The sequence below is a fragment of the Vibrio sp. Y42_MX_L11 genome (assembly GCF_024181785.1).
GTDB lineage: Bacteria > Pseudomonadota > Gammaproteobacteria > Enterobacterales > Vibrionaceae > Vibrio > Vibrio diabolicus.
Genome location: NZ_JAMZAP010000031.1, coordinates 1 through 23860, shown reverse-complemented (window position 1 = coordinate 23860; position 23860 = coordinate 1). Strand labels below are relative to the sequence as shown.

The following is a 23860-nucleotide window of genomic DNA, read 5'->3' as shown; positions in this document are numbered from 1 at the left end:
AGGTGACACCTCATGACACCAGAAGACGAACAACAACGCGCTCGGCAAGGTATCTTGCTGGCGATTGGTGCCTATACCATGTGGGGCATTGCGCCGATGTATTTTAAATCCATCGCACAAGTATCCCCTTTGGAGATTCTGAGCCACCGGGTGATTTGGTCTTTCTTTTTGCTTGCCGCACTCCTTCACTTTGGCCGTCACTGGCGCTCGGCTTACTACATCGCGAAAGACAAAACGAAGATCGCTTACCTGATCGCAAGTTCTGTATTAATTGGCGGAAACTGGCTGATTTTCATCTGGGCGGTCAATTCCAATCATATGCTTGACGCGAGCTTAGGCTATTACATTAACCCATTAATCAATGTCTTGCTCGGCATGGTCTTTTTGGGAGAGCGACTTCGTAAGTTGCAATGGTTTGCTGTCGTATTAGCGGGCTGTGGTGTACTAGTCCAATTGATTGTATTCGGCTCCGTGCCCGTTGTTGCGATGGCGTTAGCAATGAGTTTCGGCTTCTATGGCCTCTTAAGGAAGAAAGTCAGTGTCGATGCAAAAACAGGATTGTTTATCGAAACATTACTCCTTCTGCCTGTCGCCGCCGTGTATCTGCTGTTTATTGCAGAAACCCCAACGTCGAATATGCTCACTAACCCGTTAGCATTAAATAGCTTGTTGATTGCAGCAGGTGTGATTACCACACTGCCCCTGCTTTGTTTTACGGGTGCGGCAACAAGACTCAAATTATCAACGTTGGGCTTTTTCCAGTACATCGGCCCAAGCTTGATGTTCTTACTGGCAGTACTGATGTATGGCGAACCCTTTAGCATGGATAAAGCGATTACCTTTGCCTTTATTTGGGGAGCGCTAGTCGTATTTAGCTTTGATGGACTGCGCAACAACCGTCGCTCACGCCGAATCGTTCAGCCACAGTGATCGTTTTTTACAAGACAAGTTAGAAATTGCCAGATAAGCTTGGTCATAATGTGACCAAGCTTTTTTGTATGTAATGGAACAGATTCAATACTACGCAACCGACCATGATCAGCTGAGCCTGATCGAGGCGAAATACCAGAAGTTTGCCTTTCAAAGGCACTATCATCTGGACTTTCACCTCGGTCTGATCACGCATGGCACGCAAAAGTTCCAATATCAAGGCTGTAGCCATCAAGTGGGTCATGGGCAAATCGTAATTATGCCGCCAGATGAACTGCACGATGGGCACTCTAAGCTCGAAAGTGGCTATGAAGTGAATGTATTTGCGATCGAGCCGCACCTACTCAGCGATCTTGCCGATCTTAGTCAAAATGGTCAAATAATACGCTTTAATGAGTTGATCATCTCCGATCCACAGATATTTTCACAACTTAGTAACTTGCATGCTCTTCTTCGCCGCGAGAACCTCAGCCAACTCACCAAAGATTGCCTTCCTTTTGAAGGATTTAATCAACTTTTTGATCGCTACGGATCACTCGCGAGGCAAAAAGTGGTTCCTCTTGGGAAACAGTCTTTGCATACCTTAAAAGATTACTTAATGGCGAATCTCGACCAAACGGTTCGTTTAGATGCACTATCAGAGCTCTGCCAACTGAGCCCCACGCAGTTTCAACGCCATTTCAAAGCGCAAACGGGGATGACTCCCTACGCTTGGTTTGCTCGCTTGCGATTAGAGCAAGGAATGAAACTACTCCAAGCAGGATGGTGTGGTACGGACGTCGCCTATCAAGTGGGCTTTTATGATCAAGCCCACTTTAGTAAAGCGTTTAAACAAACCTATGGCGTCTCGCCTTCACAAGTGGCACGCTAATATCTCATACGCTGTGGTATTCAGTACTGCTAGTTTTTTACAAGCACTACCGAATAAGAATCACGACAATAACTCATATCCACTATGTTTTGAGATGTGTTATGAATGAATCGACTATCCTTTTAACGCTTGCCAGTATCCACTTCATTGCCTTAATGAGCCCAGGTCCGGATTTTGCGCTTGTGGTACAAAATGCCACCCGTCATGGCCGTCAAACCGGCTTATACATTGCGCTTGGCTTATCAGTCGGTATTTTGCTGCATTCTTTATTCAGCATAACGGGGGTGGGCTATTTAGTTCACCAGCATCCTCTGCTCTACTCCGTCTTACAATTGCTTGGGGGCAGCTATCTGTTGTATTTGGGTATCGGTGCACTGCGCGGCGTGATCGCGACGATCAAAAACCCACTTTCTGATCAGCCAAGCAAAAACAGTAACCTTGTGATCGGTAATAAACGTCAGGCGTTTACCAAGGGGTTCGCAACCAATATTCTCAACCCCAAAGCCTTAGTATTTTTTGTGAGTTTAATGTCGAGCCTTGTCCCAGTGGGCATGTCGGTGACAGGAAAAGGAATTGCTCTGGTGATTTTGTTTGGTTTGTCGCTACTCTGGTTTTCTAGCCTTGCATGGATGCTGTCAACGCAGCGCTTGCAAACAAGATTGCAGCAAGCCGGCATTTATATAGATGGTTTATGTGGTGTGGTATTTACCCTAGTTGGCAGCAGTATTTTAGTGCAAACCTTCCGCTCCTTTCTCGATAACTCTCTGATTTAAAAGCGTCGCACACTCGACATTTCTTTAATAGGAAACTCGACGACTATCTCCGTGGCTGCCAAGCTGAATAACCTTAGTTGGCAACATGGAGAGTCATCATGCAATGGACATTTAACCGACTCGTACTCTCGGGTCTTTTTCTTACTTCCCCTTTCACCTTCACTGGACAAGCCTTCGCTAACCAAGCTGCAGATTCGGTCGCACCAGAGCACAGCACTGGCATTGAGCAAAAGCAGCTGGTCAAAGCTAAAGATTATATGGTTACCGCTGCTAACCCACTGGCGACTCAAGCGGGTGCAGACGTACTTGAGCAAGGCGGGAATGCGATAGATGCCATGGTCGCGGTGCAATTGATGCTTGGCTTAGTTGAACCCCAGTCATCAGGTATTGGTGGCGGTGCGTTCTTAGTGTATTGGGATAGCGAAAAGCAAAAACTGACCACTTACGACGGGCGTGAAACCGCCCCCCTCGCCGTAACGCCAAAGCTATTTTTAGATGAGAACGGTCAGCCATTGCAATTCTACGATGCCGTGGTTGGTGGACGCTCTGTCGCAACACCAGGCACCGTGAAACTATTGTGGGATACCCACCAGAAATACGGCAAGCTGGAATGGAAAAAGATCATTCAACCTGTTATCTCGCTTGCGGAGCAAGGATTCAAAGTCAGTCCTCGCCTAGCAAGCTTGATAGAAAAAGACGCCGAGCGTTTATCACGCTTTCCAGTCACAAAAGCCTATTTCTTTAACTCGGATGGCTCGCCAAAAACCGAAGGTACGCTATTAAAAAACCCTGAATACGCACAAACGCTGAGTGCTATTGCTAAGCAAGGCGCCCAAGCCTTCTACCATGGGGACATCGCCAGAGACATTATCGAGACGGTACAAAACGCGCCGGGTAACCCCGGTGTATTAGCCCAACCCGACTTTGATACCTACCAAATCAGACAACGTGAGCCGGTTTGTGCAGCATACCAAAGCTATGACATTTGCGGCATGGGACCACCAAGCTCTGGCGCGCTCACTATTGGTCAGATTTTGGCGATCACTCAACAGTACGATCTCAAAGGCTGGGGGGCTAACAGCATTAAATCTTGGCAAGTACTCGCCGATGCATCGCGTCTAGCGTTTGCTGACCGTGGTAAATACATGGCAGACCAAGATTACGTGCCGATGCCAACTCAAGGCTTGCTTGATAAAAGCTACCTCCAGCAGCGAGCAGAGCTGATCCAAGTCGGCAAAGCACTAAGCAAAGTTGAAGCAGGCAATCCTCCGTGGTCGCACGCAATGAACTTAAGCATGGACGAGTCCATTGAACTCCCTTCCACCAGCCATTTCAATATCGTCGATAAGCAAGGCAATGTGGTTTCAATGACGACCACCATTGAGAATGCGTTTGGCTCGCGCTTAATGGTGCGTGGCTTCTTGCTCAATAATGAACTGACCGATTTCTCTTTCCGCACTCATAACGACGGAATCCCAATCGCCAACCGCATAGAACCAGGCAAGCGTCCACGATCTTCAATGGCCCCGACCATTATGATGAAAGATAACAAACCTTACATGGCAATAGGCTCTCCGGGTGGCAGTCGAATCATCGGTTACGTGGCGCAAACCATCATTGCCCACACGCAATGGGATATGGATATCCAACAAGCAATCAATCAACCACGATTACTCGACCGTTTTGGCACCTTAGATATTGAGCAAGGTACCGCTGCAGAAGGCTTACAGCCAGAGCTGGAGAAGATGGGCTTTAAAACCAATGTTCGTGATTTGAATTCTGGACTGCATGCGATACGCATAACAAAAGATGGACTAGAAGGTGCCGCAGATCCTCGTCGAGAAGGAGCAGCAATCGGCAAATAGGCCTGTTTTGCTCGACTCCTTGTGCGAGATCTCTCACAAGGAGTGGAGCAAACCTCTCTTTTTTAATGGTAAAACAGCCCACAAACAACCATAAGACATTGAATAATATAAACATGTTTATTTTTCAAACGCTTTTAATTGAGAAAAATGTGGGCTTCGACCATTGTTGAGAATCGTGAAGAGCGTAATATGAACCTTGTCGGAAGGATGCTGACACGGAACAGGAAACACCACGGATTTGGTGAACTTCAGGAAGAAGAAACGGGTATTCAGGATGAATAGTCGGGCATGGATTGCAAAACTGGACATTGAATGGAATCAATAGCAACTAGGACGGTTGCTACTAAGGACGGGAAATGGACACCTCTGGACGAGGAAAGGACTGAACATCAGGATGATGTCATGGACACCGCTCAGGGAACAAGTGATGAGAGCTAACGAGGATGGTTAGCAGACCAGGATAAGGTCAAGGACACCGCTAGGAAGGCGACGAAAGGATTAAGCTGAAGGAATGCAGCACGCTATCAAGGATTTGATGCATGGAGCACTTTTAGTAGCTGGATTGCTGCGAGTAAGACTATAACCCCGACGGGCGTAAGCCCTCGGGGTTTTTCTTTGTCTAAAGATAAGCGATTTAGACCAAGAGCCCTTTCGAATAGCGTCATTTAGCTCCCTATCTTTCAGCATTTTGTTGATTCAAAACAGAAAGAGCCACCGAAGCAGCTCTTATGTTCATTTTTTCACAAAGCCCTACAGCTTCTCCAGTCTCGCGTAAGCGGTGACTAACCATTTAATGCCTTCACCATTGAAAGCAATCTGCACTCGGCTTTGTGGGCCACTGCCCTCAAAGTTGATGATCGTTCCTTCACCAAATTTCGGATGCATCACACGAGAACCTAGTGAAAAACCAGTCTCATTGAAGTTTTCTTTTACTGCGGTTTGGCTAAAACGTCCACTACTTGAAGGGCGACTCACTTGCGCCTTCATGCGCACTTCATCCAAACACGTTTCTGGTAATTCACGAATAAAGCGCGATGGTTTGTGGTATTTGTCCTGGCCATATAGGCGACGCATTTCCGCGTAAGTAATGTAGAGCTTTTGCATCGCGCGCGTCATACCCACATAACACAGACGGCGCTCTTCTTCCAAACGCCCAGCCTCTTCAGCGGACATCTGGCTTGGGAACATACCTTCTTCCACACCGACCATGAATACCAATGGGAACTCCAAACCTTTCGCACTGTGAAGCGTCATCAGTTGGACTGCATCTTCAAATTCGTCCGCCTGACCTTCGCCCGCTTCCAGAGCCGCATGCGTTAAAAATGCCGTCAGCAGAGACATTTCTTCCGCTTCTTCTGGTTTTTCGAATTGGCGAGTGGCGGTAACCAGCTCCTCCAAGTTTTCTATGCGAGCTTTAGACTTTTCGCCCTTCTCTTGCTCATACATCGCAAACAAACCCGAGTACTTGATCACGTGGTCAGTTTGCTCGTGCAATGGCATTTCTAATGTATCGTCTTCCAGCGCGGTGATTAATTCGACAAAACGACTTAACGCGCCAGCTGCTCGACCCGTTAATACTTGCTCATCGAGCATTGCCAGGCTGGCTTCCCACATGGTGCACCCTCTATCACGAGCTGCACGACGGATAGTCTCTAGCGTCTTATCGCCCAGACCACGTGTTGGGGTATTCACGACACGTTCAAACGCGGCATCATCGTTGCGATTCGCCATCAAACGCAAGTAGCTCAACGCATCTCTGATTTCTTGACGCTCGAAGAATCGCATGCCTCCGTAAATACGGTACGGTAAGCCTGCCTGAATTAATGCTTCTTCCAAAACACGAGATTGCGCGTTGTTACGATACAGCATCGCAGCATCATTCAATGCGCCGCCATTCTCTTGCCACTCTTTGATTTTATTGACCGCAAAGCGCGCTTCGTCAAGCTCGTTATAAGCGCTGTAAACCGAGATCGGCTCTCCCACATTGCCATCCGTCCACAGCTCTTTACCCATACGTTCAGTGTTGTTCGCAATCAAGGTATTGGACGCTTCAAGAATCGTCTTCGTCGAACGATAGTTTTGTTCGAGACGGATGGTGTTCACGCTCGGAAACTCCAGCGTGAACTTCTCAATGTTCTCGACTTTTGCACCGCGCCAACCATAAATTGACTGGTCGTCGTCACCTACAATCATCACGTGACAATCTGGGCCAGCCATCATGCGTAGCCAAGCGTATTGAATGTTGTTGGTGTCTTGGAATTCGTCAACCAAGATATGCTTAAAGCGTGCTTGGTAGTGTTCACGCACAAACTTGTTGTCACGCAGTAGCTCATGCGCGCGCAGCAAAATTTCCGCAAAGTCCACTAAGCCAGCACGATCACACGCTTCTTGGTAAGCGGTATACAGCTGCAAATAAGTTTTGGTCACTGGATCGTGATAAGCGTCGATATGCGATGGGCGTAATCCTTCGTCCTTCTTACCATTAATCCACCATGAAACTTGGCGTGCAGGCCACTGCTTTTCATCCAAGTTTTGCGCTTTGATCAAACGCTTTAACAAGCGCTGCTGATCATCGCTGTCTATGATTTGGAAATCTTCCGGTAGCTTGGCATCAAGATAGTGTGCACGCAAAATGCGGTGACAGATACCGTGGAAAGTCCCATTCCACATGCCAGATGCACTGCCCATCATCAACTCTTCAATACGACCACGCATTTCTGCTGCCGCTTTATTGGTGAAGGTGACCGACATGATCGAGAAAGGAGAAGCTTGCTCGACTGACATAAGCCAAGCGATACGGTGAACAAGAACGCGAGTCTTACCACTCCCTGCACCAGCAAGGACAAGTAAGTTTTCTAGAGGAGCTGCAACGGCTTCACGCTGTTTATCGTTTAGACCGTCGAGTAATAGAGATGGATCCATCATGATGAGCTACTGGTTATTTATACATAAAAACCGATTATAACCTAAACAGCTGGGTGCTGTTTAGACAAAACTTGATAAAAAATTCGTTGTTTTTTTAATCTTTCATTCAAAGAGTTAACGAAGGTAATCACCCCAAAACCATTCGCGAGAGTTATTTTTATGAAAGTTTTTCTGCCTCATCTCTATCTTTTAATTTAAGCAAGTGGATAAAGGTTGTACGCCAAACGGCGAATCGACTTGCCGAATGAAAGTAAAAGGAAATCACTCAGAGGAAATTATGATGAAAAAATCGAATCTTGCTGTTACTGCTGCTGTTACTGGACTTCTTGCTCTTGGTGGCACCATGCTCACCGCAGCCCCTGCTGTCGCAGCAGAAAAAGAAAAGTGTTATGGCGTGGCGAAAGCCGGTAAAAATGACTGCGCAACGAAAAACAGCTCTTGCGCGGGCACCTCTAAAGAAGACAACCAAAAAGATGCTTTTGTTGTCGTTCCTAAAGGATTGTGTGACAAATTGGCTGGCGGTAGCACCAGCGGCTCATAACTCAACATCACAAGTTTCTGTGGGGCGCGTTGCACTTTAACCAACGCCCCCAGTTACTCGCCAATCAGAAAAGGAGTTTCACGTGAAACATCACTCTTTCCATCCTCTTGCTGGCGTCGGATTACGTTCCCCTAATCTCGATTATTTTAGCCAACACAAACCTGAGCTGTCGTGGCTAGAAATCCACAGCGAGAACTACTTTCAGCCCAACTCAGTAGAGCGCCATCAACTACAAGCATTACGCGAGCACTACCACATCAGTTGCCACGGTATTGGTTTATCGCTGGGCTCGGTGGAACGTGTGAATACGAAACATTTAGCGCAACTAAAAGCATTGATAAATACAATTGACCCGCTCTTCGTCTCTGACCATTTAAGCTGGAGTGAAAATGGTGGTCACTACTTCAATGATCTACTTCCCTTGCCTTACACGGAAGAAGCGCTGCAAGTCTTCACTCGTAACGTGCTTGAAGTGCAAGAATACCTACAACGTGAAATCTTAATTGAGAATCCATCTAGTTATGTGAAGTTTCACCATTCAACCATCAGCGAATGGGATTTTCTTACCGAAGTGCAAAAGCGCACCGACTGTCGTTTATTACTCGACTTAAATAACGTATATGTTTCCGCCTTCAATCACGGTTTTGATTGCGACACATACCTAGATGCGATTCCAGCCGACAAAGTCGACGAGATTCATTTGGCAGGTTTTACTATTAAGACGTTGGATAAAGGTGAGATTTGGATTGATACTCATAGCCGTCCCGTCAGTGATGAAGTATGGCAGCTGTTCGTCAGTTGGACACAAAAACACGGCCCTCGCCATACGCTGATTGAATGGGATTTGGATATTCCTGCACCAGAAATCCTCCTTGGCGAAGCAGAAAAAGCATCCTCACTATTGCAGCAAAACCATTTGATTGACCAAAAGAGCAAAAGGAAAGCGTCATGAATCTTGCGACCTTGCAGAGTCAATTTGCTAAAGCCCTACATTATCAAGCGCTCGGTGAAGAATGCGACATTGTGAGTGACAAGTTTACAGCAGATGAACGCATACAGATTTACCGCAATAACTTTATCATCAGCTTGAGTGAGGTATTGGCAGCGACCTACCCAATGGTTGAAGCCTTAGTTGGAAAAGAATGCTTCGATCAAATTGCTCGCCAACACGTGCTTTCTCACCCCTTAGCAGAAGGTAATGTCGTACATTATGGTGCAGGCTTTCAAGATACGATTATGCAGTTTAGTCAGGTCATGACCCAAGCCCCGTACACTCCTGAAGTCGCAAGGTTTGAATGGCATATGGACTTAGCTCGACAAATACAGAATGAGAAAGTCGAAAAACCAAATCGAATCCCTTTATCTGCACTTGCCCAAGTGACGGAAGAACAACAACCTCAATTGGTGTTTCATTTGCGCACTGGCAGTCGCAGCTTTGACTCAAACTACGCCGTATTTGATCTCTTTCATGCGATTCAACACCAAGAGTTTGAACAGCTCAATATCAATCAATTACAGCGAGGTGTCATCTCTATTCAAGCCAATGGAGAAGCTCAATGTCACGCACTCGATACCGATGTTTTTCAACTGCTGCAATGTTTAGAGCAGAAGCAGAGTTTGAGCGAAATACCCAAAGCTTTGCTCGTTCACCTTAATAGCATCATGGCACTCGATCTCGTTGACGGCTTTACATTGAAATCAATCTAAGGAGCACTCTATGACGAATACGGTTAAAAACTTAGTCAATCGGTACGACGACTTGATCAATACCTTACAAGCTGGCTTTGTCCCGTTACTACTTCTCTTTTGTCGCTTGTGGGTTGCATGGGTGTTCTTCAATTCAGGGTTAATCAAAGTTTCTTCTTGGGATAGCACGCTGTATCTATTCGAATTGGAATACCAAGTGCCACTTTTGCCTTGGGAGTTAGCGGCCTACATGGGAACGGCTGCCGAGTTAATTCTGCCAGTATTTTTAGCGTTGGGATTAATTACCCGCCCGATGGCTGCGATTCTGTTTGTGTTCAATATCATCGCGGTCATCTCTTACCCGGTATTGTGGGAAAAAGGGTTCTATGACCATCAATTGTGGGGATTCATGATTTTAGTGGTCATCGTATGGGGACCGGGAGTTATCTCTATTGACCATGTTATAAAGAACAAGCTGACGCGATAAAAAAATCCCCGCAGTGGCGGGGACTTTTTATTGTTTATTTAAGTAAGCAAGAAGCTCATCAGCTGAGATGCCCTGTTGAGCAAGATCTTTTGCCAACAGCTCAACTTGTTCACCTTTGCGCGACTCAATCACTTGCTGGAATTGGTACACGATATCACGCAAAATTGGCAGAGGTACTTGTTTAGCCGCACTACGAATACGCTCGGAGCTTTGATTACCCAGCTCATTAAGCAACTTGCCAAACATCACCTTTTCTGGTGAATCTTCCATTTGCTCTAGAATACGAGCCATTTCATACGTGGTTAACGACATTACTTTTTGAGTTCCGTTATGGTGTCAGGAAAAGTCTGAACGACAAATATACACGCCTTACTTACATTGGAAAATACTAAATTACACTGATTTACGCTTTCGCAAAGCTTGAATGCCAGTTCTTACCTGCTTTTGTAAACAGAACCACCAACGCAGGCAACAGAACCCACATATGTATTGCGATCAGTGTCTGAGGTTCCAAAGATAAACGCTGCAACGTACCAACCAACAAACCAGAGCCACTCATTTGGAACAACCCAAGCAGTGCCGCAGCCGTACCCGCTTTGTCACCAAACGGTTCCAATGCTTTCCCTGCTGCTGCACCCAGAATGAATGCAAAACCCACTGACGACATGAAAATAGGTAGCATGAAAGAAAGCGCGGTATTCTGACCATTCATCACCAGCATAATCACACCTGCGAGGCCCAGAGTCGAGATCCCCGTAACCAAAGTGTTGTGCGTGCCAACGCGCTCCATAAACTTAGGCGCAAGCATACAAGCCGCAATATTGATCACTGCATTTACACCAAACCAGAATGTGAACTCATTCATCGACAACCCCATCCCCGTCATCAATACCGACGGTGCTGAGGTAACGTAAGCAAGAATAACCGCCATCGCCATCAAGCATAATGACGCATGGAAAACAAAAGATGGCGTACTAAGCACTGCCCAATAACGGCTGAGCTTAAACACGGCTTGCTTTTCCGTTGATGGGTTGGTCTCTTTCATCATGAAAAACATCAATGAACCGGACACAACGGCAAAGCCAGCCATAAAGCTGAAGTTAGCTCGCCAATCAAATTGCTGAGTTAACCAGCTACCTAGAATTGGAGCTAATGCCGGAATAAAACAAATCGCGCCGTTAAGATAGCTGATCATTTTGCCGCTTTTTTCCGGGCCAAAGATATCGCGAACTGTTGCAAAGGCTGCTACCGATGTCGCACACGCACCTAAGCCTTGTAGCAGTCGGGAAACCAACATCCACTCAATGTTTTGAGCACTCCACGCCAATAAAGCGCTCATCGCGTAAATGGTGATACCGCCCAATGCAACAGTTCGACGTCCGAGTTTATCTGCCAAAGGGCCAGCAAACAGTTGCCCTACACCCATCGCAAATAAGAACCAAGTGATCGTGTCTTGTGCTAGCGCATTATCGACCTGAAAAGTGGAAGCAATAAGAGGTAAAGCAGGTAGATAAATATCAATCGCAAGAGGACTGAAAAGAACCAAAAGGGTCAATAACGCCATCTGTTTTTTACTATTAGAAAACTGGCTAGGCACACAACACTCCGAATTGGATAAAGAACTTTGGATAGAGCTTAATCATCTGATGATATGAATGGAAATGATGTATAATCATGAGCATTATTCCTTAGAGGAAATTCACCGTGAACGTCGAAAAACTGGCTCGTATCGATTTAAATCTATTGGTCTGTTTTAAAGTTTTGATAGAAGAGTTAAATGTCACCCGAGCCGCCCACCGACTGTGCTTGAGTCAGTCTGCCGTGAGCAAATCACTAGCTAAACTGCGCATCCAATTTGATGACCCACTTTTCAGCCGAAACTCGCATGGATTAACACCAACACCGCGCGCTTTGTTTCTTAAACCTAAACTGGATCTGTTGATAAACCAGTTAGAAGTACTGACTCAACCAGAAGAGTTCTCTCCACAAAGTAGCGAATACCGTTTTCAAATAGCAGCGGTTGAAAGTGTTTACCCTCTGATTCTACCCCATTTCTTACCGGCGATTTTTCAGCAAGCCCCTGGGGTGACGATCAGCACTCACCCTTGGTCCGATAATACTTTTAAAATGCTGCAACGTGGCGAGCTAGACTTAGGCTTAACTGGAAAAGACATCGATATTAATGATGCCAAGCTGACTCTGCTGCCACCCGATGACATATGCGAACTGGAAATTTATCGAGATCACCAGATGTGTATTATTCGCAAAAATCACCCAGCATTAAAACAGCCTTGGAACCTCGAAGCGTATCTCGCCCTGCGTCACGTACAAGTGCGTTGTGACGGCAACGACCGTTGGCTGTTAGATTATCGTCTTGCCGATATTGGAGCCGACCGCGATATTGCCGTCACCGTTCCGGACTTTAATAGTGCCGCAAGTTTATGTTCCTACACTGACTTTATTTTTACCGCTCCAAGCCATTTTGTGCAGCTCGCTGCTAAACAGCTTGATTTGGTCGTACTACCACTCCCGCTAGAATTTCCACCTATGGCATACACTTTATTCTGGCATCGAGACAGAGAAAACGACCCTGCATTGAGTTGGCTACGTACGATGATCACACAAAAAACCGATCACCTTAGATAAAAATACCGCTCTCAATTTGCGCTTAGCGGGTAAAATGAGTAGCTTAACTGTCGTAGTCCTTTTTGGCTCATCTATGGCCTAGTTGTACTCCGACTCAACCTAAGTCATTGCAAACTTGCGTTGATCATAAACTGCATGAAGCAGAAGGAAACAGCTCCCACACCTGAGCATGAAGGAGCGGTAATTTGAAGGAATAAAACAGATGCACAACGAAACTCTCAGCCGCGTGAATGCGATTCGCGAATGGCTTGCACAACATAATATTGATGCCCTACTGGTTCCGCACGAGGACGAGTATTTGGGCGAATACGTCCCAGCGCACAACGAGCGCTTACATTGGTTAACAGGCTTTACTGGTTCTGCTGGTGCTGCGGTAATCACCAAAGACAAAGCCGCTATCTTTGTTGATGGCCGCTATACCGTTCAAGTCACCAAGCAAGTCCCTGGTGACCTATTTGAATATCGTCACCTTATTGAAGAACCAGCTTTAGATTGGGTTCTAGACAACCTGCCAACAAACGCATCTGTCGCAATTGATCCTCGTATGCACAGCTCAGCTTGGCTAGACATGGCACAAGCCAAACTGGCTGGAAAGCTTGAGCTAAATATTCTGACCAACAACCCAATTGATGAGTTGTGGCATGACCGCCCTGCGCCTGTTGTCTCTGATGTTCGCCTGATGCCAACAGAAGCCGTCGGTCAATCAAGTGAGAGTAAGCGTCAAGAGATCGCCCAACTGGTAAAAAAAGCGGGTGCAGATAGCGCTGTGATCACAGCATTAGATTCTATTTGTTGGCTGCTGAATGTACGTGGTTTGGATGTATCACGCCTACCAGTTCTGCTTTCTCACGCGATTCTGCACTCAGATTCAAGCGTGGAATACTTCCTCGAACCTGCTCGTCTACCTGCTGATTTTGACGCTCACGTAGGCACCGGTGTGACCGTTCACCACCCAGAAGCACTTCAATCTCGCCTTGAAGCCATGACAGGTAAAAAGGTATTAGTTGACCCTGCAATCAGTAACGCTTGGTTTAAGCTAGTACTACAAAACTCTGGTGCGTCCGTGATTGCAGCAGCAGACCCATGTCTGATGCCAAAAGCGGCGAAGAACGCGGTTGAAATTGCGGGTATGAAGGCGTGTCATATCCGCGATGGCGTGGCAATGAGCAAGTTCCTATGCTGGTTAGATGCGGAAGTTGCTGCTGGTAACCTGCATGACGAAGCGACATTAGCAGACAAACTGGAAGCATTTCGTAGCGAAGACCCTACGCTAATGGATCTCAGCTTCGATACCATTTCAGCCGCGGGCGGCAACGCGGCCATGTGTCACTACAATCACGAGAACCAACCTGAACCTGGTAAGTTAGAACTGAACACGCTTTACCTTGTGGACTCAGGCGGTCAGTACCTCGATGGCACTACCGACATCACGCGTACTATCGCGATTGGTCAACCTTCTTCAGAAATGAAGAAGCAATTTACGTTGGCGCTGAAAGGTCATATTGGCGTTGCTCGAGCTCGTTTCCCGAAAGGCACACGTGGTTACCAAATCGATACTCTAGCTCGTCAGCACCTATGGGCGGAAGGCTACGATTACGATCACGGCACTGGCCACGGTGTGGGCCACTTCCTAAGTGTGCATGAAGGCCCAGCAAGCATTTCGAAGAAGCAAATTGATGTGCCTCTATTAGAAGGTATGGTGCTATCAAACGAGCCAGGTTACTACCGTGCAGATGCGTTTGGTATCCGTATTGAGAACCTAGAGCTTGTTGTTGAAACACCGACTAACGGTGACTTCCCTGTCCTGTCATTTGAGTCGCTAACACGCTGCCCAATAGACAAACGCAACATCAACGTTGATATGCTAACTCGTCCAGAACTTGCTTGGCTGAATGATTACCACCAGAAAGTATGGGATGAGATCAGCCCGCTAGTCGAAGGTGATGTTAAAGAGTGGCTTCGTCAGGCAACGCTACCTGTAGCACACAGCTAGAAGCTAGAAGCTAGAAGCTAGAAGCTAGAAAAAAGTAGAGGGTTGATGTTTTGCATCAACCCTCTTTCTTTTACTATGTTTCACGTGAAACATGACGATGATCATTGGCTTTATTTGTTGCTTAACCAGAATACGCCGAGTGCCAATCTCGCCATACAGGGTCAAAGCCTTTGGTTCGAATCATATCTTCCACAGAACCCGCACTTCGTTCATCGCTGATCTCAAACTGCTCGAGCTCAACATCATCCATCGCATAACCACCCGGCTGAGTTTTCGATGCAGCAGACATACTGGTGATGCCTAAAGCCAATGCGTTGTCTCTAAACTTGGGTGACTCACGAGTCGATAATGACAACTCCACTTCTGGATTCAACAAACGATAAGCGCAGATCAACTGAACAAGCTGTTTATCCGTCATGACTGATTTGGGTTGGAGCGCGCCCTCACAAGGACGTAAACGTGGGAAAGAAATTGAGTAACGAGTCTGCCAATACGTGCGCTCAAGATAGTCCAAGTGCGCTGCCACATAAAAACAATCTGTTCGCCACTCTTCCAACCCTATTAAAGCACCAATACCGATCTTATCGATGCCCGCCTTTGCAAGACGATCGGGAGTATCCAATCGGTATTCGAAATCCATCTTATTGCCACGCAGATGGTGCTCAGCGTAAGTCGAAGGATGATACGTTTCTTGATAGACCATCACCGCATCCAAACCCAATGTCTTGAGCTCAGCGTATTCGTCTTGATCAAGTGGCTGTACTTCCATCGCCAAATAGTTAAAACGTTGCTTAATCATCGGTACCATTTCGCGGAAGTATTTCATGCCCACTTTGGTTTCGTGTTCACCAGTCACCAGCAATACGCTATCGAACTTCATGCGTTTAATGGCTTCAACTTCTACTGCCACTTCGTCCCTATTCAAGGTACGACGCTTGATCTTGTTCTCCATTGAGAAGCCACAATAAGTACAAGCATTGGCGCACAAGTTAGAAAGGTACAGTGGAATGTAAAGCGACATAGTATTGCCAAACCGCTTGCGAGTTGCCGAGTATGACAACTGCGCCATTTGCTCTAAGTACGCTTCTGCCGCCGGTGAAATTAGCGCCTTAAAATCTTCCAAATCACGCTTGGATTTATTCAATGCTCGCTCAACATCTTGTGCTGTTTTCGCATAGATCGACATCGAAATGTCATCCCAATTAAGCTGCTTAAATTGCTCAACGAAGCTCATGTTTTCCTCGCTTAATAGCTAATCAACCTAGGACTAAAGCTCATCTAGAAATGACGTCAGTGGACTCGACGCAACCGCATGAGAAACCTTACCTGCAAGTCCGGCTTCATAAGCCATACGCCCCGACTCTACCGCCAACTTAAATGCCTTCGCCATCGCAACGGGATCGCTCGAAGCTGCAATCGCAGTATTGACGAGCACGGCATCCGCGCCCATTTCCATCGCACGCGCGGCATGTGAAGGAGCACCAATACCCGCATCAACAACGACAGGAACATTAGCTTGGTCGATAATGATCTCTAGGAAGTCGTGAGAAACTATCCCTTTATTGGAACCGATCGGCGCACCTAATGGCATGACTGCAGCACAGCCTACTTCTTCCAATCGTTTACACAGAACCGGGTCAGCATGACAATAAGGAAGCACAATGAAGCCTTCACGAACCAGTTGCTCAGCGGCTGCTAGTGTCTCAATAGGATCGGGCATCAAGTACTTCGGGTCTGGATGAATTTCCAGTTTTAGCCAGTTAGTACCCAACGCTTCTCGCGCCAGTTGTGCAGCAAACACAGCATCTTTAGCATTCTTTGCACCTGAGGTGTTCGGCAATAAGTTCACGCCCGCTTGTACTAACGGCAGCAAAATATCGTCTTGTTGATCGTTCACATCCACACGCTTCAACGCCATAGTCGCAAGTTGAGAACCCGACACTTTAATCGCTTCTGCCATTAGTCGACTGTTGGCAAACTTCCCTGTTCCTGTGAACAGTCTAGATTCGAATTGTTTATCACCAATTTTAAGCATCGACTTTAACCCCCTGCGATCGCTTGAAACAAAGAGATGCTATCTCCCTGTGAAAGAACTGTGCTAGCCCACTCACTGCGCGGCACAACATGGTTATTAATTGCAAAAACACAGCCCATTTCAGGCAGCGCAAGTTGGCTAATGATTTGCTGTAGATTCGACTCACTGGCAACTTGATGTGACTGGTCATTGATGACAATCGTGATCACATCTAAGTCAGCATCGGTCACTTGTGTTGTTTGTTGTTCTGATAACGTCATTGCTTCCAACTCTCTTAATTCTGCCCATTATTCGTAAGCTAAATCTGAGCACACACTTGGCACTGTTTGTCTTTGCTTATCGCCATGGTTTGCCATTGCATTTTCAATCCATCAAACAGATGTAACTTAGCAGTCTCAACATGAAACTTTCCCGTCGCCAGTTTTTGAATTGCTGCTATCGCTTGGTAGTTGCCAAGTGTGCCCACCACCGGACCAACGACACCGCTGTCACTGCACTTTTGCGTTTGTGGTAATTCGTCAAACGGATACAAACAGCGGTAACAGGCTTTACTCTCTGCTTCTTGTTCACTCGGTGTTTGGTAATCAAAAACAGCAAATTGCCCTTGCCAACCAATTGCCGCCGCTGAGATGAGGGGTGTATTTTGCTCGAAACAAACTTGGTTAATTAACTGGCGTGTTGGCATGTTATCGGTGCAGTCCAACACCACATCCGCTAGCATCACCTCAAGCTGCAGCTGTGCTTTGTCTAATCGTTTATTGAGAGCACGAACTTGAACCATAGAATTAAGTTCATTGAGTTGCTTTACAGTCGCTTCTGTTTTCGCAACTTGGAGGTCTTGTTCACGATAAATGATCTGACGTTGTAGGTTACTGCTATCAACCTCATCATCATCAACCACAACCAATTTACCAACGCCCGCTGATGCCAAGTACAAACTCGCTGCGCTCCCTAACCCGCCACAACCGATGATCAGCACATGCGATTTGCTCAAACGCTCTTGCCCACCTTCAGCAATTTCGGGCAGAGCGACTTGGCGTTGATAGCGAAGGAACTGCTTATCCGTGAGCATGCTCGCCTCTCTTGGTATCCGCCAATTCACTATTCTGATCAGTAAGCGTTAGTTGTCTTTCCTTCATCAGTTGTACAAAGAACTCGATGACGGACTGAGGCGATTCCGCCAACGTAATAGCTCGCACAACTGCCAAACTAGAAACACCTGTTTGCCAAACTTGGTCTGCATTAGATTGGTCAATGCCCCCAATTGCGACCGTCGGAAAGCCAAGCACATAGTCACTAACTGCTTTGTCTTTTGCAGGACGGAAAGCAGCCTCTGTATTTTTATAAGGAATACTATCAATCAGCTTTTGATACAGAGCCAAGCGCACCAAACCTTGTGGTTTCGATGGCATCTGTTTAGTGGTGGTTGGGAAGATATGCCCTAGCGCGATGTAACTAGGATGAATTTGTACAATGCGCAGTAGTTCGTAATAACCATGCGTAGAAAGACCAAGACGAATGCCGGCTTTGGTTAGCTGAGCCAAATTCGACTCTTCTATGTCTTCCTGCCCTAGGTGAACGCCATAAGCGCCATGTTTGATTGCCAATTGCCAATAGTCATTGATGAACACTTGAGCTTGATATTGACGACCTAGCTCAATTGCTCGAATGATCTGTTGTTCCAAATCGGCTTGTTGTGGGTTCTTGATTCGTAGTTGAATAGTGTTGATGCCTAGTGGCAGTAGACGCTCAATCCAAGCAACATCATCAACGACTGGATAGAGCCCTAGACTTTGCTTAGTTAGAGTTGGGAAGTTAACACTCTCTCCTTGTGCTGACCAACCAACTTGAATACCTAGTCGGTTATCTTCCAGTACAGGTGTCGGGAAATCATCAAATTGGTTAGCCCACTGAGTTGATTGTTCCTCGTCAAGGTTGTCATTCGATAGTGTTTCACGTGAAACATTCGCTTGTTGGGTTAGCATTCCTCGAGCAAGTGTTAACGCATCTTCGATAGGAAAATCGAGTACTGTCAGCGCTACTATCCAAGCAAGGTGATGTTCGGGATCGAACATTGCGTTGGGTTTGGACTTAACGGAAAGCGCTCTCACTTCGTCGTTAAAGGGGTGACGCCAGATATCAAGCTGATGCACTTTCTCCTTTTTATCGGAAACCTGAGTATCAGCAATACCAATATAAATCGCTTTCGACGGTTGCTTAGCACACGCTTCTACCGACAAAGTAGAGCGGTAATAAAGCACAAATAAACTCTCATGTTCAGAGTCATATCCATCAATGAGATCAGTCGTTATGTGTGTGGTCTGTTGGTCGCGAACAAGCTGAATAGATTGAGTTGGGCTCACGCCCAACTCAATGTCTTCGATTATAAAACCCTGTTCTTTCGCCAACAACAAACATTGCTGAACTAAACCTGTCAGTTCAATCAATGATGACGGAATAAGGATTTTGCTCATTAGTCACTTACCTCGGCATGTGCTGCTGGGTGGTATAACTCAGAACCTGACTCTCTAAATTCTTGCGATTTCTGACGCATCCCCTCAAGAGGATCATCAAGCATTTTGATCGAGATAGCTTGGTCCGCAGCAACTTGCTCAGTATCTTTCGCGTATTCTCGAACCTCTTGCGAAATCTTCATCGAGCAGAACTTTGGTCCGCACATCGAACAGAAGTGAGCAACTTTTCCCGACTCTTGAGGCAAGGTTTCATCATGGAAAGCGCGCGCGGTTTCTGGGTCAAGTGACAAGTTGAATTGGTCTTCCCAGCGGAATTCAAAACGTGCTTTAGAAAGCGCGTTATCACGAACTTGTGCGCCAGGGTGCCCTTTAGCCAAATCAGCAGCGTGAGCAGCAAGCTTGTAAGTGATCATGCCTACCTTCACGTCTTCTTTGTTTGGTAAGCCAAGATGCTCTTTAGGTGTTACGTAACAAAGCATCGCACAGCCATACCAGCCAATCATGGCAGCGCCAATTCCTGACGTAATATGGTCGTAACCAGGAGCGACGTCTGTCGTCAGTGGACCAAGGGTGTAGAACGGAGCTTCATGGCAGTGCTCTAGCTGCTCTTCCATGTTCTCTTTGATCATGTGCATTGGAACATGGCCAGGACCTTCGATAATCACCTGTACGTCGTATTCCCACGCAACCTTAGTCAACTCACCAAGAGTACGAAGCTCCGCAAATTGCGCTTCGTCATTAGCATCGGCAACCGAACCAGGGCGCAGACCATCACCGAGAGAAAGTGCCACATCATACTTGGCACAGATTTCACAGATCTCTCGGAAGTGGGTGTATAAGAAGCTTTCTTGGTGATGCGCTAAACACCATTTCGCGATGATAGAACCACCACGAGAGACGATGCCAGTAACACGCTTTGCAGTCATTGGCACATAGCGAAGTAGTAAACCGGCATGGATAGTGAAGTAATCAACGCCCTGCTCTGCTTGCTCAATCAGAGTATCGCGCATCACTTCCCAGTTAAGGTTTTCGGCAACTCCATTCACTTTTTCCAGCGCTTGATACATAGGTACGGTACCGATCGGAACCGGGCTGTTACGCAGAATCCACTCGCGAGTTTCGTGGATGTTACGTCCAGTAGAGAGATCCATAACGGTATCCCCACCCCAGCGTGTCGCCCAAACGAGCTTCTCAACTTCTTCCTCAATCGAAGACGTCACCGATGAGTTACCGATATTGGCGTTCACTTTGACCAAAAAGTTACGTCCAATGATCATTGGTTCGGATTCTGGGTGGTTGATATTAGAAGGGATAATCGCGCGACCTTCGGCAACTTCTTTGCGAACAAACTCGGCGGTAATGTCTTTTGGAAGATTAGCTCCAAAGCTTTGACCAGGATGCTGTTGATTCAGCACATCATCACGGTACTTGGCACGACCCATGTTTTCACGCAGCGCGATGAATTCCATTTCTGGGGTGATAATACCTTTGCGAGCATAGTGCAGTTGAGTGACGCATTGCCCATCTTTGGCACGTCGAATACGTGGTAGATTACCGTAACGAAGATCGTCTAGTGTTTCGTCTTCTAAGCGTTCTTTGGTGTACACCGAGCTTACTTCATCGAGTAACTCTGTGTCACCTCGCTCTTCAATCCAGCTTTCTCTTAGCTTTGGTAAGCCGCTATAAAGGTCAATATCGTAGTTCGGATCAGTATAAACACCTGACGTATCGTAGACTCGGACGGCTTCATTCGGCTCGAAAATAGGCGCTTCTTTTGTGCCACCAATCAGACTATCTGCTAGCGCTATTTCACGCATAGGTACACGAACATCTGGACGTGAACCTTCTACATATACTTTTGTGGAATTTGGGTACGGCTGTACCGAGAGTGTTTCAATAAACTGTTTTGCTTCCAGTCTCGCTTGTTTGCGACTCGACATAGCATTTTTCCTTGCTTTGTTATACTAGATAAAAAGTAATTGGATAAAAATGCTTGGCGGATAGATGCGACAAGAGGAGTCAAATTAAGGCTAAATAAAGCTTAAGTAATTTGCCTATAACAACATTCGACTATTTGATAGGTCAACCAGAAAGAACTCCGGTATAAATATCTTCTCTTGTTCCCTTCGCAGATTCTAATCTGATCAGGTTCAACGGATCCCGAATTAACGGTCTCAGCCTCATGGCACTCCGACAAGTGATATCAGTATATAAAAACGGCCTGGTTAAACCAAGCCGACCTGTTTAATTTTTAACTACTTTGCTAGCTGCGCATCAATAATTGGAAACCGATCCACGCAGCAGAGATGCTCAGCACCACATTTAATAAAATATTTAACCCCATCTTAAGAAACGCACCTTGCTGCATAAGTAAAACATTATCCATAGAAAAGGTGGAAAACGTCGTCAGTGCCCCTAAAAAGCCCAAACCAATCACTTGTCGCCAAGGTTCTGTTGCCAACAGTTCATTGTCGAACGCAGCAATCAACAAGCCCATGATAAATGAACCAACCACATTAACAGTTAGCGTACCGTATGGAAAACCACGCCCCAATAAAATGACACAAAGTTCAGATATCAAGTAACGAGAACACGCACCGAAAGCACCACCTAGTGCAATAAAACCAAGAATGGAAAACTGCCCCATAATTCCCCCAACACTATTGATGACGATATTGTAACCAAAACTAAAGCAATATTGATGGTGAAATTTTAGAATTCGACAACGTATTGCATTTAAAACACGCTGAGATTAAAAAAGTTACAGGAGTCACTTTACTTCAATATACCCCATCAAACCGGTTTTCATGTGCTCAATAACATGGCAGTGATACATCCAACGTCCAGGGTTGTTAGCAACAAAGGCAGCTTTGGCACTGCCATTTTTTCCAAGTAAAACCGTATCGGTATGGAACGGTTCGTCGAGTTTCTTTCCATCTAACTCAAGAACAGTAAATGTATGCCCATGAAGATGAATAGGATGATGATATTGAGTAACGTTCTTCAAATTGAAGATATAGGTTTTTCCAAGCTCCAATGTTGAAAGTGGCGCAGGGGTATTATCTATGCTCATTCCCTCCCAAGCCCGTTTGTTCATCAGCCAGAATTTAGGTATCGCTTTGCCCGATTTATCGACAGGAGTGATCGCCCCCTCCCATTCAAACACATAATCGATTTGCTCCGCATTTTCCAAATCAAGATCAGGCACAGGGTTGAGAGGCAATAAAGGCAGTTTCTTGTTGCTTGGCAGGTCAGACTCAACAACTTCAAACTCACACAAAGAGAATGGGAAGCGCCCTTTCATTTGACGCACATAAACACGCTCTCCAGCCTTCGGAGCAATCAATCCGATATCCAATCTCATTCCCGGACCAATTTTGTGTTGAGTGAGCCTATAAGGCGTTTTAACTGGATTGCCATCGATAGCAATAACCCAAGCCTCTGTGCCTTCAATCGCGATCGGATAGGTAATGGTGTTATCGACATTAGCAATTCTTAATCGCGTAGTCGCGTTCTGCTTCAGCGTATAAAGAGGCTCATGAATACTATTGACGCTACTCCACTCTCCTGGCGTTCCCATACGTGCACTCAAGCGCGGCACCATTAGATTCTTCCACTGTCCTTGCTTGTCTAAATGCCAATGCTTGAGGACGACTTCATGCTCTTCATCAAACTGAACAGGCTCAGCCTCTTCAACAATTATTAGCCCAACCAACCCCATACCAAGCTGCTTAACGCTGTTCATGTGTGGGTGATACCAAAACGTACCTGCATCTGGCGGAATAAACTCATACGTAAAAGTCTCTCCGGGCATGATAGGAGCCTGGCTTAAAAACGGAACTCCATCCATTTCAATAGGAATCCTCAAGCCATGCCAATGAATCGTCGTCGGCTCTGATAGCTTATTGATGAAGTTGATTGTTACCTTTTCCCCTTGTCGGCAACGAATTATAGGTGCAGGTATACGCCCATTAAAAGCTAATACCTCAGTATTGAAACCGGGCACTAGTTCAGCCGTAGAAGGCTCTGCAGTGATATCGTATATATACTGCCCCTGCTTATTAGTACTCCTAGATAGAGAACATGCAGGTAGAACAGTAAGCGCGGAGATCACTAAGGATGATTGAAGGAAGCGTCGACGAGATATATCCATACATAGTTACCCATTAATCCAGATCGGTTGAGTGTAACTAAATATAAATAATGATTCTCATTTATTGCTAACATTTCGGAGCACTTGGTTATAACGACTAGTCTAATAGGTTGGTGAGTTAATAAATACTTACAAAGAGCAGCAGGCAGCAGGCAGCAGAAAGGCATATAGGTGGGATGCAAGCAGATACAAAAAAGGCTCTGACCTAAGTCAGAGCCTCGATATATGGCAGGGGTGGAGAGATTCGAACTCCCAACACGCGGATTTGGAATCCGCTGCTCTGCCAATTGGAGCTACACCCCTGTAGAATTCTTATATTCTAGATTTGACAAAACCTCGCATGGGCGAGGTTGTCGATATTAAGTGGCGGAGTGGACGGGACTCGAACCCGCGACCCCCGGCGTGACAGGCCGGTATTCTAACCAACTGAACTACCACTCCGCAGTGGTATCACTCGCTTGTAATCAGCAAGTGTCCAAAA

General features: G+C 46.3%; 21 protein-coding genes, 2 tRNA genes and 1 riboswitch. Of the genes, 10 read left to right on the top strand and 13 right to left on the bottom strand.

The genetic code is table 11. From position 1 onward, the window contains the following. Positions 1–12: 12 nt before the first annotated feature. The 4 genes from rarD (at position 13) to ggt (ending at position 4439) form a co-directional block, all read left to right on the top strand. Positions 13–930: an EamA family transporter RarD gene (rarD, locus tag NL643_RS21655; protein WP_253645162.1), complete on the top strand. Its 918-nt coding sequence runs from the start codon at positions 13–15 to the stop codon at positions 928–930. A gap of 73 nt (positions 931–1003) precedes the next feature. Further along, entirely contained in the window at positions 1004–1801 is a 798-nt protein-coding gene (locus tag NL643_RS21650) for an AraC family transcriptional regulator (protein WP_006743074.1), read from the top strand. Between the two features lie 101 nt (positions 1802–1902). Next, positions 1903–2574 (top strand): LysE family translocator, encoded by a 672-nt coding sequence (locus NL643_RS21645; protein ID WP_253645161.1) that lies wholly within the window; start codon positions 1903–1905, stop codon positions 2572–2574. 98 nt (positions 2575–2672) lie between these two features. Continuing rightward, the gene (gene ggt, locus NL643_RS21640) at positions 2673–4439 is read left to right on the top strand and encodes a gamma-glutamyltransferase (protein ID WP_253645160.1); all 1767 of its coding nucleotides are present in this window, start codon (positions 2673–2675) and stop codon (positions 4437–4439) included. A 750-nt stretch (positions 4440–5189) separates the two neighbouring features. On the opposite strand, the gene uvrD is transcribed toward ggt, so the two are convergent. Continuing rightward, positions 5190–7364 (bottom strand): DNA helicase II, encoded by a 2175-nt coding sequence (uvrD, locus tag NL643_RS21635; RefSeq protein ID WP_005397027.1) that lies wholly within the window; start codon positions 7362–7364, stop codon positions 5190–5192. A 280-nt stretch (positions 7365–7644) separates the two neighbouring features. Here uvrD and NL643_RS21630 point away from each other — a divergent pair, with 280 nt between their 5' ends. The 4 genes from NL643_RS21630 to NL643_RS21615 all read left to right on the top strand — a co-directional run bounded on the left by NL643_RS21630 (position 7645) and on the right by NL643_RS21615 (position 10078). Continuing rightward, entirely contained in the window at positions 7645–7905 is a 261-nt protein-coding gene (locus NL643_RS21630; RefSeq protein ID WP_031780600.1) for a DUF2282 domain-containing protein, read from the top strand. Positions 7906–7987: 82 nt separating this feature from the next. Next, the gene (locus NL643_RS21625) at positions 7988–8857 is read left to right on the top strand and encodes a DUF692 domain-containing protein (protein WP_253645159.1); all 870 of its coding nucleotides are present in this window, start codon (positions 7988–7990) and stop codon (positions 8855–8857) included. Continuing rightward, complete coding sequence (locus NL643_RS21620; protein ID WP_253645158.1) at positions 8854–9612, top strand: DNA-binding domain-containing protein; 759 nt, start codon at positions 8854–8856, stop codon at positions 9610–9612. Before NL643_RS21625 ends, NL643_RS21620 begins: the two co-directional genes overlap by 4 nt. Positions 9613–9622: 10 nt before the next feature. Beyond that, positions 9623–10078 carry a DoxX family protein gene (locus NL643_RS21615; protein WP_012841278.1) on the top strand — a complete coding sequence of 152 codons (456 nt, stop codon included), beginning with the start codon at positions 9623–9625 and terminating at the stop codon, positions 10076–10078. 27 nt (positions 10079–10105) lie between these two features. Here NL643_RS21615 and NL643_RS21610 read toward each other — a convergent pair whose 3' ends face one another. Next, the gene (locus NL643_RS21610; protein ID WP_005397034.1) at positions 10106–10390 is read right to left on the bottom strand and encodes a hypothetical protein; all 285 of its coding nucleotides are present in this window, start codon (positions 10388–10390) and stop codon (positions 10106–10108) included. A 91-nt stretch (positions 10391–10481) separates the two neighbouring features. Continuing rightward, positions 10482–11675: a multidrug effflux MFS transporter gene (locus NL643_RS21605; RefSeq protein WP_005397036.1), complete on the bottom strand. Its 1194-nt coding sequence runs from the start codon at positions 11673–11675 to the stop codon at positions 10482–10484. 107 nt (positions 11676–11782) lie between these two features. Between NL643_RS21605 and NL643_RS21600 the strand changes: the two genes are divergently transcribed. Next, entirely contained in the window at positions 11783–12724 is a 942-nt protein-coding gene (locus tag NL643_RS21600) for a LysR family transcriptional regulator (protein ID WP_253645157.1), read from the top strand. A gap of 202 nt (positions 12725–12926) precedes the next feature. After that, complete coding sequence (locus NL643_RS21595; RefSeq protein WP_253645156.1) at positions 12927–14717, top strand: aminopeptidase P family protein; 1791 nt, start codon at positions 12927–12929, stop codon at positions 14715–14717. A gap of 121 nt (positions 14718–14838) precedes the next feature. Here NL643_RS21595 and thiH read toward each other — a convergent pair whose 3' ends face one another. The 10 genes from thiH to NL643_RS21545 form a co-directional block, all read right to left on the bottom strand. Next, the gene (gene thiH, locus NL643_RS21590) at positions 14839–15951 is read right to left on the bottom strand and encodes a 2-iminoacetate synthase ThiH (protein WP_253645155.1); all 1113 of its coding nucleotides are present in this window, start codon (positions 15949–15951) and stop codon (positions 14839–14841) included. A 33-nt stretch (positions 15952–15984) separates the two neighbouring features. Next, positions 15985–16752 (bottom strand): thiazole synthase, encoded by a 768-nt coding sequence (locus NL643_RS21585; RefSeq protein ID WP_253645154.1) that lies wholly within the window; start codon positions 16750–16752, stop codon positions 15985–15987. A gap of 5 nt (positions 16753–16757) precedes the next feature. Continuing rightward, entirely contained in the window at positions 16758–17012 is a 255-nt protein-coding gene (gene thiS, locus NL643_RS21580) for a sulfur carrier protein ThiS (protein WP_253645153.1), read from the bottom strand. A gap of 38 nt (positions 17013–17050) precedes the next feature. After that, positions 17051–17824: a thiazole biosynthesis adenylyltransferase ThiF gene (gene thiF, locus NL643_RS21575; protein WP_150916008.1), complete on the bottom strand. Its 774-nt coding sequence runs from the start codon at positions 17822–17824 to the stop codon at positions 17051–17053. Continuing rightward, the gene (locus tag NL643_RS21570) at positions 17811–19226 is read right to left on the bottom strand and encodes a thiamine phosphate synthase (protein WP_253645152.1); all 1416 of its coding nucleotides are present in this window, start codon (positions 19224–19226) and stop codon (positions 17811–17813) included. The genes thiF and NL643_RS21570 overlap by 14 nt, the downstream gene beginning before the upstream one ends. Beyond that, positions 19226–21166, bottom strand: coding sequence for a phosphomethylpyrimidine synthase ThiC (thiC, locus tag NL643_RS21565; RefSeq protein WP_005397069.1), 1941 nt, complete (start codon positions 21164–21166; stop codon positions 19226–19228). Before thiC ends, NL643_RS21570 begins: the two co-directional genes overlap by 1 nt. Before the next feature lie 164 nt (positions 21167–21330). Continuing rightward, positions 21331–21429, bottom strand: a riboswitch (TPP riboswitch). Positions 21430–21489: 60 nt separating this feature from the next. Continuing rightward, entirely contained in the window at positions 21490–21873 is a 384-nt protein-coding gene (gene crcB, locus NL643_RS21560) for a fluoride efflux transporter CrcB (RefSeq protein WP_145533217.1), read from the bottom strand. Between the two features lie 123 nt (positions 21874–21996). Next, on the bottom strand, positions 21997–23379 hold the full coding sequence (locus tag NL643_RS21555) for a multicopper oxidase family protein (protein WP_253645151.1): 1383 nt from the start codon (positions 23377–23379) through the stop codon (positions 21997–21999). 226 nt (positions 23380–23605) lie between these two features. Continuing rightward, a tRNA-Trp gene (locus NL643_RS21550) sits at positions 23606–23682 on the bottom strand. Between the two features lie 61 nt (positions 23683–23743). Beyond that, positions 23744–23820: transfer RNA gene (locus tag NL643_RS21545), tRNA-Asp, on the bottom strand. Positions 23821–23860 lie beyond the last annotated feature (40 nt).

What these genes read in the sequence shown, in the direction of transcription:
- rarD (WP_253645162.1), top strand. Translation starts at nt 13, where the DNA reads ATGACACCAGAAGACGAACAACAACGCGCTCGGCAAGGTATCTTGCTG.
- NL643_RS21650 (WP_006743074.1), top strand. Translation starts at nt 1,004, where the DNA reads ATGGAACAGATTCAATACTACGCAACCGACCATGATCAGCTGAGCCTG.
- NL643_RS21645 (WP_253645161.1), top strand. Translation starts at nt 1,903, where the DNA reads ATGAATGAATCGACTATCCTTTTAACGCTTGCCAGTATCCACTTCATT.
- ggt (WP_253645160.1), top strand. Translation starts at nt 2,673, where the DNA reads ATGCAATGGACATTTAACCGACTCGTACTCTCGGGTCTTTTTCTTACT.
- uvrD (WP_005397027.1), bottom strand. Translation starts at nt 7,364, where the DNA reads ATGATGGATCCATCTCTATTACTCGACGGTCTAAACGATAAACAGCGT.
- NL643_RS21630 (WP_031780600.1), top strand. Translation starts at nt 7,645, where the DNA reads ATGAAAAAATCGAATCTTGCTGTTACTGCTGCTGTTACTGGACTTCTT.
- NL643_RS21620 (WP_253645158.1), top strand. Translation starts at nt 8,854, where the DNA reads ATGAATCTTGCGACCTTGCAGAGTCAATTTGCTAAAGCCCTACATTAT.
- NL643_RS21615 (WP_012841278.1), top strand. Translation starts at nt 9,623, where the DNA reads ATGACGAATACGGTTAAAAACTTAGTCAATCGGTACGACGACTTGATC.
- NL643_RS21610 (WP_005397034.1), bottom strand. Translation starts at nt 10,390, where the DNA reads ATGTCGTTAACCACGTATGAAATGGCTCGTATTCTAGAGCAAATGGAA.
- NL643_RS21595 (WP_253645156.1), top strand. Translation starts at nt 12,927, where the DNA reads ATGCACAACGAAACTCTCAGCCGCGTGAATGCGATTCGCGAATGGCTT.
- thiH (WP_253645155.1), bottom strand. Translation starts at nt 15,951, where the DNA reads ATGAGCTTCGTTGAGCAATTTAAGCAGCTTAATTGGGATGACATTTCG.
- NL643_RS21585 (WP_253645154.1), bottom strand. Translation starts at nt 16,752, where the DNA reads ATGCTTAAAATTGGTGATAAACAATTCGAATCTAGACTGTTCACAGGA.
- thiS (WP_253645153.1), bottom strand. Translation starts at nt 17,012, where the DNA reads ATGACGTTATCAGAACAACAAACAACACAAGTGACCGATGCTGACTTA.
- thiF (WP_150916008.1), bottom strand. Translation starts at nt 17,824, where the DNA reads ATGCTCACGGATAAGCAGTTCCTTCGCTATCAACGCCAAGTCGCTCTG.
- NL643_RS21570 (WP_253645152.1), bottom strand. Translation starts at nt 19,226, where the DNA reads ATGAGCAAAATCCTTATTCCGTCATCATTGATTGAACTGACAGGTTTA.
- thiC (WP_005397069.1), bottom strand. Translation starts at nt 21,166, where the DNA reads ATGTCGAGTCGCAAACAAGCGAGACTGGAAGCAAAACAGTTTATTGAA.
- crcB (WP_145533217.1), bottom strand. Translation starts at nt 21,873, where the DNA reads ATGGGGCAGTTTTCCATTCTTGGTTTTATTGCACTAGGTGGTGCTTTC.
- NL643_RS21555 (WP_253645151.1), bottom strand. Translation starts at nt 23,379, where the DNA reads ATGGATATATCTCGTCGACGCTTCCTTCAATCATCCTTAGTGATCTCC.